The sequence below is a fragment of the Agromyces cerinus genome (assembly GCF_016907835.1).
Taxonomy (GTDB): Bacteria; Actinomycetota; Actinomycetes; order Actinomycetales; family Microbacteriaceae; genus Agromyces; species Agromyces nitratus.
In genome coordinates, this window is record NZ_JAFBCT010000001.1 from 2,605,481 (window position 1) to 2,618,120 (window position 12,640).

11 protein-coding genes are annotated in these 12,640 nt (G+C 70.8%); 5 read left to right on the forward strand and 6 right to left on the reverse strand.

Annotated features, from left to right (window positions below; all coding sequences use genetic code 11):
- Window positions 1-9: 9 nt before the first annotated feature.
- The gene (gene ectB / locus JOE59_RS12160) at window positions 10-1,284 is read left to right on the forward strand and encodes a diaminobutyrate--2-oxoglutarate transaminase (protein WP_204460803.1); all 1,275 of its coding nucleotides are present in this window, start codon (window positions 10-12) and stop codon (window positions 1,282-1,284) included.
- 55 nt (window positions 1,285-1,339) lie between these two features.
- Here the strand turns inward: ectB and JOE59_RS12165 are convergent, their stop codons facing one another.
- Both JOE59_RS12165 and JOE59_RS12170 read right to left on the reverse strand, forming a co-directional pair.
- Entirely contained in the window at window positions 1,340-2,929 is a 1,590-nt protein-coding gene (locus JOE59_RS12165; protein WP_204460804.1) for an amidohydrolase, read from the reverse strand.
- A 30-nt stretch (window positions 2,930-2,959) separates the two neighbouring features.
- Complete coding sequence (locus tag JOE59_RS12170) at window positions 2,960-4,306, reverse strand: MFS transporter (RefSeq protein WP_204460806.1); 1,347 nt, start codon at window positions 4,304-4,306, stop codon at window positions 2,960-2,962.
- Window positions 4,307-4,399: 93 nt separating this feature from the next.
- Between JOE59_RS12170 and JOE59_RS12175 the strand changes: the two genes are divergently transcribed.
- The 4 genes from JOE59_RS12175 to JOE59_RS12190 all read left to right on the forward strand — a co-directional run bounded on the left by JOE59_RS12175 (window position 4,400) and on the right by JOE59_RS12190 (window position 7,743).
- Window positions 4,400-5,293, forward strand: coding sequence for a LysR family transcriptional regulator (locus JOE59_RS12175; protein WP_204460808.1), 894 nt, complete (start codon window positions 4,400-4,402; stop codon window positions 5,291-5,293).
- Between the two features lie 91 nt (window positions 5,294-5,384).
- The gene (locus tag JOE59_RS12180) at window positions 5,385-6,161 is read left to right on the forward strand and encodes a DsbA family protein (protein ID WP_204460810.1); all 777 of its coding nucleotides are present in this window, start codon (window positions 5,385-5,387) and stop codon (window positions 6,159-6,161) included.
- Window positions 6,158-7,036: a cytochrome c biogenesis CcdA family protein gene (locus JOE59_RS12185; RefSeq protein WP_307837048.1), complete on the forward strand. Its 879-nt coding sequence runs from the start codon at window positions 6,158-6,160 to the stop codon at window positions 7,034-7,036. Before JOE59_RS12180 ends, JOE59_RS12185 begins: the two co-directional genes overlap by 4 nt.
- 65 nt (window positions 7,037-7,101) lie before the next feature.
- On the forward strand, window positions 7,102-7,743 hold the full coding sequence (locus tag JOE59_RS12190) for a GntR family transcriptional regulator (RefSeq protein ID WP_204460812.1): 642 nt from the start codon (window positions 7,102-7,104) through the stop codon (window positions 7,741-7,743).
- Between the two features lie 21 nt (window positions 7,744-7,764).
- Here JOE59_RS12190 and JOE59_RS12195 read toward each other — a convergent pair whose 3' ends face one another.
- The 4 genes from JOE59_RS12195 to JOE59_RS12210 are packed head-to-tail and all read right to left on the reverse strand — an operon-like array spanning window position 7,765 to window position 12,621.
- Window positions 7,765-9,030 (reverse strand): flavin-dependent oxidoreductase, encoded by a 1,266-nt coding sequence (locus JOE59_RS12195; RefSeq protein ID WP_204460814.1) that lies wholly within the window; start codon window positions 9,028-9,030, stop codon window positions 7,765-7,767.
- Between the two features lie 44 nt (window positions 9,031-9,074).
- Window positions 9,075-10,811, reverse strand: a complete 1,737-nt coding sequence (locus JOE59_RS12200; protein ID WP_204460816.1) for a dipeptide ABC transporter ATP-binding protein — start codon at window positions 10,809-10,811, stop codon at window positions 9,075-9,077.
- Complete coding sequence (locus JOE59_RS12205; RefSeq protein WP_204460819.1) at window positions 10,808-11,668, reverse strand: ABC transporter permease; 861 nt, start codon at window positions 11,666-11,668, stop codon at window positions 10,808-10,810. The genes JOE59_RS12200 and JOE59_RS12205 overlap by 4 nt, the downstream gene beginning before the upstream one ends.
- Window positions 11,665-12,621 carry an ABC transporter permease gene (locus JOE59_RS12210; RefSeq protein ID WP_204460822.1) on the reverse strand — a complete coding sequence of 319 codons (957 nt, stop codon included), beginning with the start codon at window positions 12,619-12,621 and terminating at the stop codon, window positions 11,665-11,667. The genes JOE59_RS12205 and JOE59_RS12210 overlap by 4 nt, the downstream gene beginning before the upstream one ends.
- Window positions 12,622-12,640: the final 19 nt, after the last annotated feature.

The window sequence follows — 12,640 nt, forward strand, 5'->3', positions numbered from 1 at the left end:
CATGCCGCCATGAGCGACGCCGCGAACCTCGACGTCTTCGACCGCCGCGAGTCGGAGGTGCGCGGGTACGTCCGCGCGTTCCCCACGGTCTTCGACCGTGCGAGCGGCTCGACCCTCGTCGACGTCGACGGCCGCGAGTACCTCGACTTCTTCGCCGGAGCCGGCGTGCTGAACTACGGGCACAACAACCCCGTGTTCACCCGCGCGCTCATCGAGTACCTCGAGCGAGACGGCATCATCCACGGCCTCGACATGGCGACCTCGGCCAAGCGCGCGTTCATCGAGGCGTTCGAGCAGTACGTGCTCGCGCCGCGCGGCCTCGACCACAAGCTGCAGTTCACCGGCCCGACCGGCGCGAACGCCGTCGAGGCGGCCTTGAAGGTCGCCCGACAGGCGACTGGCCGCTCCAACGTCGTCGCGTTCACGAACGCGTTCCACGGCCTCAGCGTCGGCGCCCTCGCCGCGACCGGCAACGCCACCTACCGCGAGGCGGCGGGCATGCCGCTCGGCAACGTCACGCGCCTGCCCTACGACGGCTACCTCGGCGCCGACGTCGACACGCTCGACCTGTTCGAGAAGATGCTCGGCGACCCGGGATCCGGCCTCGACCTGCCCGCCGCCGTCATCGTCGAAGCGGTGCAGGGCGAGGGCGGCATCAACGTGGCGAGCGTGCCATGGCTGCAGCGCCTGCGCGCGCTGACCGCGGAGCGCGGCATCCTGCTCATCCTCGACGAGATCCAGTCGGGCGTCGGCCGCACCGGTTCGTTCTTCGCGTTCGAGGCCGCCGGCATCGTGCCCGACATCGTCACCGTGTCGAAGTCGATCTCGGGCTCGGGCCTGCCGATGTCGCTCGTGCTGCTGCGCCCCGAGGTCGACGTGTGGAAGCCCGGCGCCCACACCGGCACGTTCCGCGGCAACAACCTCGCCTTCATCTCGGCTCGCGTCGCGCTCGAGACCTACTGGGCCGACGCCGAGTTCACCGACGCCGTGGCCGCGAAGTCGGCACTGCTGCGCGGCGAGCTCGAGGCGATCGCCGCCGAGTACCCCGAGCTCGGCTTCGTGGTGCGCGGTCGCGGGCTGATGTACGGCCTGGCGTGCGACGCCGACCGCGCGCTCGCCGGCTGCGTCTCGAAGGAGGCGTTCACGCGAGGCCTCGTCATCGAGACCTCGGGCGCCTTCGACGAGGTGCTGAAGTTCCTGCCCGCGCTCACGATCACCGACGACGAGCTGCGTCGCGGTCTCGCGATCGTGCGCGAGAGCCTCGCTGCGGTGCGCTCGGCCTGAGCACGGATGCTCCGGGGCGGGCGTCCCCCGACGCCGCCCCGGAGCGGCGCCCGTGTCACGCCCCGCCGTGCACGAGCTTCCCGCCGGTGAACGTCGCCCGCACCGGGATCTCGGAGATCCCTTCGGGGTCGGCACGACGCGGGTCGGCGCCGAGTGCGACGAAGTCCGCGAGGTATCCGGGTGCCAGGCGCCCCTTGCGCCCCTCTTCACCCGTCGCCGTCGCCGAACCGATCGTGTAGACCCCGATCGCCTCCTCGACGCTGATCGCCTGGGTCTCCCCGACCCGCATCCCGTCGACTCCCCTGCGCGTCACCATCGACTGGATCGCGCCGAGCGGCGGGATCGGACTCGCGGGATGATCGGTCGAGGCCGCGACCGCGACTCCGGCATCGAGGAACGCCCGGTGCGCGAACAGCCGCTCGACCCGGTCGGCGCCGTACCACTGCTCCAGTCGCCCGCCGTAGAAGCGCGCGTAGGCCGAGAACGGCACGACCGTCAGTCCGAGCGCGGCGATCCTCGTGATGATCTCGGCGTCGACGATGCTGCAGTGCTCGATGCGGTGGCGCACGCCGGTCTGCACGGTGGCCGCTGCGGTCTCGTAGGCCTGCAGCAGCATCCGGATCGCGACATCGCCGTTGGCATGGATCGCGAGCCGGTTGCCGTCGGCGTGCACGCGCCCGACCAGTGCGTCGAGTTCCTCCTGCGTGGTGATCAGCATGCCGTGGTCGTGCGTGCCGACGAACGGCTCGGAGACGCGGCACGTCCGCCCGCCGATCGCACCGTCGACGAACGCCTTGACGCCCGCGACGCGCAGCCACTCGTCGCCGAAGTCGGTGCCGAGCCCGAGTGCTCGGTACTCCTCGTACCGCTCGGCGGCGAGGAGCATGGCGACGCGGATGCCGCGGCCGCCCTGCGCCTTGGCCATCGAGTGGATCTCGAGCTGCTGGGGCCCGACGAACGCGTCGCACGTCGAGGTGATGCCGACTGCGTTCCATTCGGCTGTGACCCGCGCATACTCGGCGATGACGTCGGCCGGCTCCGGCGCCGGCAACGGCGCGAGCGCGTCACCGGGCCGGCTGACGTACCGGCCGAGGAGCGCGCGCTCGTAGACGCGCCCGTCGAGTCGCCCGTGCGGGTCGCGCCCATAGCTTCCCCCCGCGATGTCTGGGGCGTCTTCGCCGACCCCGAGCTCCTCGAGCGCACGACTGTTGAGCACGGCCCAGTGGGCGGACACGTGCCGCACGATCACGGGCGTCGTCGGGGCCGCGGCATCGAGCATGGCCCGATCGATGCGCCCCGTCACCGAGTCGTCGTAGTTGCCGGCGAGCACCCATCCCCGACGTGTTGCCGTGCGGTTGCGGACCGCGTCGAGCAGGCCTTCGACGCCGACGACGCTCGCGGGCGAGACATCCAGGTCGAGACGGGATTGGACGGTGTCGGCGAGGTGGGCGTGGGCATCGTTGAATCCCGGCACGACGACCGCATCCCCGAGGTCGACGACCTCGGCGTCCGGGTGGCGGTCGCTCAGCTCGCGGAACGAACCGCTCGCGCTGATGCGGTCCCCGGCCACGGCGAACGCCTCGGGCCGGGTGCCGTCCTGGCTGATGATCGTTCCGGCTCGGTACAGCACCGGGCTCTGTCGCATGTCGACCTCCATCGATTCACTTCCCGCCATTCAGGCGGGTGCCGTCACGGCCGGCGCGACCGCGTCATCCGCAGTGGCCGGCACCGAAGGCGCCGTCGCCTGGGGCTTCCTGCGCAGGCGCTTGGCCAGGGCCGCAGTGCAGACGAGGCTGATGGCGATGAGCAGGATCTGGTAGCCGGCGACGCCCCAGATCTCGTTGCCGAAGCCGGTCAGGAGCGACTGGGCGACGAGCGGTGTCGCTCCGCCGACGATGGTGGCGCACAGCTGGTAGGCGATCGAGAGACCGGTGTAGCGGACGGCGGGCGGGAACGCGCCCGCGAGGAATCCCGCGAGCACCGCGAAGTACGAGGCGGTCATCACGGTGGTCAGCGCGAGGCCGAACGTGATCGCGGCCGGGTCGCCGGTGTTGATCAGCAGGTAGGTCGGGATCGTGACCAGGAGACTGCCGGTCAGGGTGATGAGCATGAGCCTGCTGATGCCGATGCGGTGCGCGACGATCGCGGCCACCGGCTGCACGAAGAACTGCAGGATCGCGATCACGAGCAGGATGTTGAGCACGGTGGGCCGCGGCACTTCGAGGATCCCGGTCGTCCACGACAGCGTGAAGGTGTTGTTGAAGTACGCGATGGCGATGCCGATGGCGCTCGCACCCATTCCGAGGAAAATCGAGGCCGGGGCGACCTTGAAGACCTCGACGATCGGGGCCCTCGCCACGGTGTGGGACTTCTTGAGCTCGGTGAACGCGGCGGTCTCCTCGAGGTTCAAGCGCACGAGGAGCGCGACGAGCACGAGCACTGCCGAGAAGAGGAACGGCACGCGCCATCCCCATGCCATGAACTGCTCGTCGGGCAGCCGGCTCACGAGGAGGAAGGCGAGCGTGGCGAGGATCGACCCCGCAGGCGAGCCCTGCTGGACCCACATGCCGGCCAGACCGCGCCGGCGTTCGGGGCTGTTCTCGGTCGCGAGGGTCACCGCACCGCCCCACTCGCCGCCGAGGCCGAGCCCCTGCAGCGCCCGCAGCACGACGAGCAGCACCGGCGCCCAGACGCCGATGGTCGCGTAGCCCGGCAGCACGCCGATCAGGGTCGTGGCGATGCCCGTCAGCAGCAGGGTCGCGACGAGGGTGCCGCGTCGGCCGAAGCGATCGCCGAGGTGGCCGAAGATGAGTCCGCCGATGGGGCGGGCGATGAAGCCGACCCAGAAGGTGGCGAATGCGGCGAGCAGGCCGACGGTCGGGGATGCCTCTGGGAAGAAGACCGGCCCGAACACGAGCGCAGCGGCGGTGCCGAACAGAAAGAAGTCGTACCACTCGATCGTCGTTCCGACGAAGGTGGCGGCGGCGGTCTTGATCTCGGTCGACCGTGTCGACGATGACATGGTGTCTCCTGGGAACGGGGCACCTGCGGCCCGGGTCCCACCATCACACCAGTCGAGGCCTATGCTGTCGAATGATACTTTCTTTGGATATCCATGTTGAACGCGCATAACCTTCCCGACCTCCGCGTGCTGTCGCACTTCCTCACGGTCGTCGAAGCCGGCTCGGTGACGAGAGCCGCGTCGATGCTGCGCATCACGCAGCCGGCCCTGTCACGTCAGATGCAGCAGCTCGAGCAGCGCCTCGGCACGCGATTGTTCGACCGCACGACGACGGGCGTGAGACCGAGCTCCGCCGGACTCACGCTGGTGCCGCTCGTGCGCGGCCTCATCGATCGCGCGGAAGGCGTGCAGCGCGCGGTCGAACAGCTCACCGTCGACGCCCCCGTGCGGTTCCGGGCAGCCTGCCCCGAGGCCACCGTGCGCGGTGTGATCGCGCCGTTCGTCGCCGAGACGTCCGCCCCGATCACGGGCACCGAGATCGACCTCGCGGTGCGCGTCTACGACCACGTCATCGGTCGGAGCGCCGACCTGGCGGTGAACACGCTGCCGCCGCCGCTCGGCCTCGAGTCCGAGCTCATCGACTCGGCACCCGTCCAGGTGCACGTGACGCCGGGGCATCCGCTCGCCGAGCTGGAGTCGATCGACGCGAGTGACCTCGTCGACGCATCGATCATCGTGCTCGCCTCGGGCTCGGGCCTCCGGCAGGTGGTCGATCGCGCACTGTGGCCGGTGCGGGATCGGATCACGATCGTCGCCGAACCGTCGTCGTCCGACCTCGCGATGGCGCTCGCGTCGACGGGGGCCGGCATCTGCATCGACGTCGTCGGACCCCAGTTCGGACTCATCGGACGCACCTTCACCTCCGATCGGCAGCGGGTCATGATGCCGATCTACGCCGCCTGGGAGGCCGACCACTTCGCCGCGGACCAGCTGCGCTCGCTCGCCGGCGCGCTGACGGCGTGGTCGAGCGGGCGCGTCCGCGACTGACGAGGCTGGCCACGACGCTTCATCCGGCGCCCTCGCTGGACGATTCCCGTGTTCAGGATCGTGTTGGATTCAACATGTATCCTAGGCCGCGATGTCCACGAAAGCTCCTGCTCCGAAGCCCGTCCACCCGCTCGCGCGCAAGCTCCGCTTCGCCCGCATCCTGAACGTCGTACTCGGCGCGGTCGCCGCGTTCCTGCTCGTCGTCGTGATCGCGCTGTCGGTGCCGAGCGCCGGTCAGGCTCCCGCGGCCGGTGCGCCGCAGACCCCGTCGGCGGATGCCGCCGGCGAGGGCGCCGGCGGCTCCGGCTCCGACTCGGAGATCGCCACCCGCGACCCCGATGACCCCCTCGCGATCGGCGACGTCGACGCTCCCGTCGTGCTCGTCGAGTGGGCCGACTTCCGCTGCCCCTTCTGCGCCGTCGTGACCAACGAGACGCTCCCGACGATCTTCGAGGAGTACGTCGACAAGGGCCTCGTGCGCTACGAGTTCCGCGATGTCGCGTTCTTCGGCGAGGAGTCGATCGACGCCGCCGTCGCCGCCCGCGCCGCGGGCGAACAGGGCAAGTTCCCCGAGTACCTCGAGGCCGTGTTCGCCGCCGCGCCCGAGAAGGGCCACCCCGACATGCCGCGCGAGAAGCTCATCGGCTTCGCGACCGAGGCGGGCGTGCCCGACCTCGCGAAGTTCGAGCAGGACCTCGATCGCGCCGACCTCCGCGACGCGGTGCTCGCGAGCACCGCGGAGGCCCAGAAGCTCGGCGTGACGAGCGTGCCGTTCTTCGTCGCGGGCGACCAGGCCATCGCCGGTGCGCAACCGATCGAGAACTTCCGCGCCCTCATCGACGAGCAGCTGGCCGCGGCAGGCGAGTGATCGACCTCGGGCTCGCGGGCGCTCTCGTCGGGGGCGTCCTCACCCTGCTGAGCCCCTGCTCGGTGATGCTCCTGCCGGCGTTCTTCGCCTACGCGTTCACGAGCCCGAGCCGGCTGATCGCCCGCACCGGGGTGTTCTACCTCGGCCTTATCACGACCCTCGTGCCGATCGGGGTGCTCGCCGGCACGGTCGGTGCGTTCGTCAGCACGAACCGCACGACCCTCGTGACGGTCGCCGCGATCGTGATCATCGTGCTCGGCGCCGTGCAACTCGTCGGCATCCCGCTCCCCGCATTCACCCGCAGCGGGGCGGCAGAAGGCACCGGCGTGGCATCCGTCTACCTGCTCGGCACCGTCTACGGGCTCGCCGGGGTCTGCGCCGGCCCCCTGCTCGGCTCGGTGCTGGCGCTCGCCGCGCTCGGCGGTCAGCCGCTGTACGGCGGCCTCGTGCTCGCGGTCTTCGCCCTCGGCATGACCGTGCCCCTCTTCGTGCTCGCCGTCGCCTGGTCGCGATCGCCGCGCCTCCGCGGCATGCTGCGCCCCCGCACGGTACGCATCGGACGCTGGACCAACACCTGGACGCAGATCGTCGGCGGCCTCCTCGGCATCGGCATCGGCGTGCTGCTCATCGTCACGGAGGGCACCGCCTCGCTCGGCGGCGTGCTCGGCGCCTCGCAGCAGTTCGCGGTCGAGAGCTGGGTGCTCGAGCGCACCGCCGCCGTGCCCGACGTCGTCTTCGCCGCGGTCGCGATCGCCGCGCTGGCGGGCGCCTGGGGCATCCACCGGTGGCGGAGCGGCGCGGCACGGCGAGCGGATGCCTCAGCCGCCGTCTCCCCCGAGGCATCCGGGGTCGCCCGTGAAGGCGAACCCTCGTGACCCCCGCGACCCGCGCGACTCACTCAGCGGATGCACCGGGGCCGCGGCCCGGCCATGATGGTGGAATGCCGACCGTCGACAGCGCCGCAGAGCGCGCCCGCACCGCGATCCGCGCCGGGATCCTCGACGGCACCCACCGGCCCGACACGATGCTCAGCGAGAACGAGCTCGCCGCAGAGCTCGGCATGAGCCGCACGCCCGTGCGGGCCGCGCTCACCCGGCTGCAGGACGAGGGCTGGATCACGATCTACCCGAAGCGCGGCGCACTCGTGAGATCGCTCAGCGACCCCGAGATCGCCGACCTCGCAGACGCCCGGCTGATCCTCGAGGCCGCCGGGGTGCAGCGCGCGACCACGACAGCCCGGAAGGCACTCGCCGACCGGCTCGAGCCGACACTCGTCGCCCAGCGCGCCGCCCTCGAGGCCCGCGACCTCGACGGCTTCGTGACCCTGACGATCGCCTTCCACCGCTCGTTCGTCGAGGCCGGCGGCAATCGCACCCTCGCCGAGATCGGCGACCGGCTCACCGCGCGGCAGCGACTGCTGCTGAGCGCCCACCGGGATTCGCTCTTCGAGCGGTCCGACCAGGTCATCGACGAGCATCGCGCCCTCATCGAACGGCTGCGCGCCGACGACCCCGCCGGCTTCGCCGAGGCCCTGCGCACCCATCTGATGGACACGCACGGCCCCGAACTCGGCCCGATCTGAGGTCGCGGGCCCGAACTCGCGTCAGTCGTCGGCGGGCACCGGCACAGTGAGGCTCGCCCGCTCGTTCAGCAGCTCGGGCACGAAGCCCGCCGCCTGCTTGTAGCGGTTCGCGATCTCGGCGCGCTCGGCGTAGGGCACGACGAGTTCGATGTCGCCGAAGCCGCCGGGCGCTCGCTCGTACGCGAGCTGCATGACCTGCTCCGGCCCCATCGAGCGGTTGCTGAGCGTGAGCGCCGTGGTGCGCGGGCGACGCTCGGCCTCGTAGGCGCCGAGCGCATCCTCGATCGGGTCGACCGTGCCGAGCTGGAAGGCGAGGGTGCGGGCGTCGATGATCGCCTGCGATGCACCGTTCGAACCGATCGGGTACATGGCGTGCGCGGCGTCGCCGAGCAGCGTCTGCGAACCGAAGGTCCAGCGTTCGACCGGGTCGCGATCCACCATCGGGTACTCGAGGATCTCGTCGGCGGCGGAGATGACGGCCGGAACGTCGAGCCATCCGAAGTCCCAGTCGGCGAAGCGGCCGAGCACCGCGCTCGGGTCTGCGCCTCGGTTCCAGTCGCTCGCACCCGGCTCGGGGTCATCGGAACGGTACTCGGCGATGAAGTTCACCGTCTGCAGCCCGTCGTCGCCGACCGCCGAGAGCGGGTAGGCGACGAACTTCTGCATCGCGTCGCCGGCCATGATCATGGTGAGCCCGTCGAGGTACGGCCGCACCCGCGCGGTGCCGCGCCAGAGGATCAGGCCGTTCCACACCGGCGCACCCTCGTCGGGGTACTGCTGGCGGCGCAGCGCACTGTGGATGCCGTCGGCGGCGATCACGGCGTCGGCCGTCACCCGGGTGCCGGCGTCGGGCCCGCCGACGATGGCGACGCTCGTGCGCGCACCCTCGCTGCGGGCGTCGCCGACCGGGCTGCCGAGGCGGATGGCGCCGGCGCCGAGACGCTCGAGCACGGCGTCGCGCAGCAGGAGCTGCAGACGCCCACGATGCACGGAGTACTGCGGCCAGTGGTAGCCGGCCGCGCGCCCGCGCGGCTCCGACCAGATCTGCTGACCGTGGCGGTTGAAGTACGAGAGGGTGCTCGTGGCCACGCCGAGCTCGGCGAGCTCGTCGCCGAGCCCGAGCTCGGTGAGCTCGCGCACGGCATGCGGCAGCAGGTTGATGCCGACGCCGAGCGGCCGGATCTCGGGCACGGACTCGTACAGTGTCACGTCGTCGATGCCCGCCGCGTGCAGCGAGAGCGCCGTCGTCAGGCCGCCGATGCCGGCGCCCGCGATGAGGACGTTCATGGTGTGGTTCTCCAGTTCGATGGTTCGGGCCGACGGCGTCGCGCTCAGTTCTGCGCGACGGGGTCCTCGAGCTCGCTCGCCTCTGCGGCGACGGCCTCGAGGTTCCACTCGGGTCGCGGTACCGAGTCGATGAGCAGTCGCGTGTAGGGATGCTGCGGATTGCCGAGCAGCTCGACCGTGCGGCCGCGCTCGACGATCTCGCCGGTCTTCATGACCACGGTCTCGTCGCAGAGTCGGCGCACCACCGCGAGGTCGTGGCTGATGAAGAGCACGGTGAGCCCGCGCTCGCGGCGGATCTCCTCGACGAGCGAGAGCACCTGCGCCTGCACTGAGACGTCGAGCGCGCTCGTCGCCTCGTCCATGACGAGCACATCGGGTTCGATCGCGAGCGCCCGGGCGATCGCGACGCGCTGCCGCTGTCCGCCCGAGAGGGTGCGCGGTCGCGCCTGGGCGTGCACATCACCGAGTCCGACCTGCTCGAGCAGCTCGACGACGCGCTCCCGGGCATCCGTCGTCGAGAGGCGGCGGTGCAGCCGCATGGCGTCTTCGATCGCCTTGCCCGCGGTGATGCGCGGGTCGAGCGACAGGTACGGGTCCTGGAAGACCATCTGCACCGAGCGTGCGTGCTCGAGCCGTTCGACCCGCGAGCTCGGCACCGAGGTGCGTTCGCGTCCGGCGATGCGGATGTCGCCGGCATCCGCCTGCTCGAGACCCACGATCATGCGGGCGAAGGTCGACTTGCCCGAACCCGATTCGCCGACGACGCCGAGGGCGCCGCCGCGCGGGATCTCGATCGAGGCGTCGATGACGGCGCGCACCGGCTCCTTGCCGCGGCGCACGTACGTCTTCGAGATGCCGCTCGCCGAGAGCATCGCCTCGGCGGGCGCAGACGGCGCAGTTGCCGAAGCGGATGCCGCGGCATCCGACTGCGGTGCGACGACCCTGTCGGAGGTCGTCGTCGCCGAGGCATCCGTGCCCGGACCGGCCGATGCTGCTGAGTCGCGCGCGACGACGATCGTCGGCGTGGCCGCCACGAGTCGCTTGGTGTACGCCGCCTGGGGGTTGCTGAACACCTGGCGGGCGTCGCCCTGCTCCTCGACCCGGCCCGCGCTCATCACGTAGACGCGATCGCAGATCGCGGCGGCGAGGTTCAGGTCATGGGTGATGAAGAGCATGCCCATGCCCCGGCTCGCACGCTGCTCGGCGAGCACGCCGATGATCTCGGCCTGCGTCGTGACGTCGAGCGCGGTCGTCGGCTCATCGCAGATGAGCAGGCGCGGCGAGCTCGTGAGCGCACCGGCGATCATGACGCGCTGCAGCATGCCGCCCGAGAGCTCGTGCGGGTACTGGTTCAGGTGCTCTTCGGGGCGCGGCAGGCGCACCGCCTCCATGAGCGAGATGGCGACGGCCTTCGCGTCGGCCGCCGAGCGACCCTCGCAGAGACGCATCGTCTCGGTGAGGTGGTCGCCGACCGTGCGCATCGGGTTGATGCCGGCCCGCGGGTCCTGGAAGATCATCGACGCACGCGTGCGGCGCAGGCCCAGCAGTTCGCTGCGGCTCGCGTCGAGCACCGACTGGTCGAGCAGCTGCACCGATCCGCCCATGGTCGCCCGGCTGGGCAGGAGGCCGAGCACCGAGCGGGCCGTGAGCGACTTGCCCGAGCCCGACTCGCCGACGAGGCCGACGGTCTCCCCTTCGGCGACCGTGAGGCTGATGCCGTCGAGCAGTCGCCTGCCGTTCGGCAGGTCGAGCGTGAGCTCGGAGATGTCGAGGAGTGTCATGCGGGGATCTCGCCTCCGATGCGGTCCGAGAGTTCTTCGCCGATCACGTTGACCGCGACGACGACGAGCACGATCGCGACCGCTGGCACGAGTGCGGGAAGGAAGTATCCGCCGATGAGGCCGGACTGGGCCTCGTTCACCATCGCGCCCCAGTCGGCTGTGGGCGCCTGGACGCCGAGGCCGAGGAACGAGAGGGCGGCGAGCTCGGCGAGCACGTAGCCGAAGTTCAGCGTCGACTGCGCGCCGACGATCGGCATCACGTTGGGCAGCACTCGGCGCAGCGCGATGAACCCGCCGCCGAAGCCCTGCACACGATAGGCCGCGACGTACGGACGCGAGCGTTCGGACGCGATGAGCGAGCGCGTGAGCCGCGCGACGAACGGGGCGTAGGCGATGCTCATGGCCACGACCGGGGCGACGAGGCCCTTGCCGAAGAGCGCGACCGCCATGATCGCGAGGAGCAGCGCCGGGAAGGCGAAGATCACGTCGAAGATGCGGCCGAGCACCGAGTCGATCCAACCGCCGCGCCAGCCGGCCAGGAGGCCGAGCAGGATGCCGACGATCGTCGAGAAGATGACGACGAGCAGCGGCGCCAGGAGCGCGGTGCGCGCACCGAACATCATGCGGCTCAGGGTGTCGCGGCCGAGCGCGTCGGTGCCGAGCCAGTGCGCCGGGCTCGGCCCGGCCTGGATGTTCAGCAGGTCGACCTGGTTCGGCGGATACGGGGCGAGGAACGACGCGAAGATCGCGGCGAGCGTCACGACGCCGAGGAACACGGCGCTGATGAGGAACGTGGTGCTCGAGCGCCGCACGCGCGGAGCCCGCAGCACCTTCATGGCCATGGTGGGGGTGGTCATCGGGCACCAGCTCCTGCAGCGGCTCGGGGGTCGATCCACGGTTCGAGGACGTCGATGATCGCGTTCACCACGACGAACGCCGTGACGATGAGCAGCACGATCGCCTGCACGACCGGGAAGTCGAGACGGTCGACCGATGCGACGAGCAGCGAGCCGATGCCGGCGAGACCGAACGCCGCCTCGACGATCGAGCTCGCGACGAGGAGGCCTGCCACGAGCACGCCGCTGACGGTGAGGATCGGGCCGATCGAGTTGCGGAAGACGTGACGACGGATGACAGTGCCGCGCTTGAGTCCGCGGCTGGTCGCCACCTCGACGTGCTCACGACCGAGCTGCTCGACCATGGAGGATCGGGTGACCTTGCCGACGAGCACGACGAAGACGATCGCGAGCGCGATCGACGGCAGCACGAGGTGGTAGATCGTGTCGAAGAACCCCTCGCCGGACCCGAACGACGGGAACCAGCCGAGCTGCACCGCGAAGATCGCGATCAGCACGATGGAGCCGACGAACGACGGGATGGCGCCGAGCACGGTGAGGCCGATCAGCACGGCACGGTCGAGCACCTTGCCCCGGTTGAGGGATGCCACGATGCCGGCCGTGAGGCCGACCACTGCGATCATCGTGCCGGCCATGATGACGAGGCCGAGGGTCACCGGTAGGCGATCGCCGATCACCTGCGAGACATCCTGCCGGTACTGCAGCGAGCGACCGAAGTCACCCTGCAGCACGCCGGTGAGCCAGTTCAGGTACTGCTGCCACGGCGGCAGGTCGAGCCCGTACTGGGCGGTGACCTGGGCCACGGCCTCGGGGCTGGGCTTCCGGCCGCGCAGCAGGAAGCTGACGGGGTCGCCGGGCACGAGGAACCGCGAGAAGAACACGAGCAGTGATGCGAGGAAGAGCGTGAGGAGCAGGGCGCCGAGCTTGCCCGCCACCCGGCGGAGCGTGGTCATCGGATGACCGCCGCTCCGC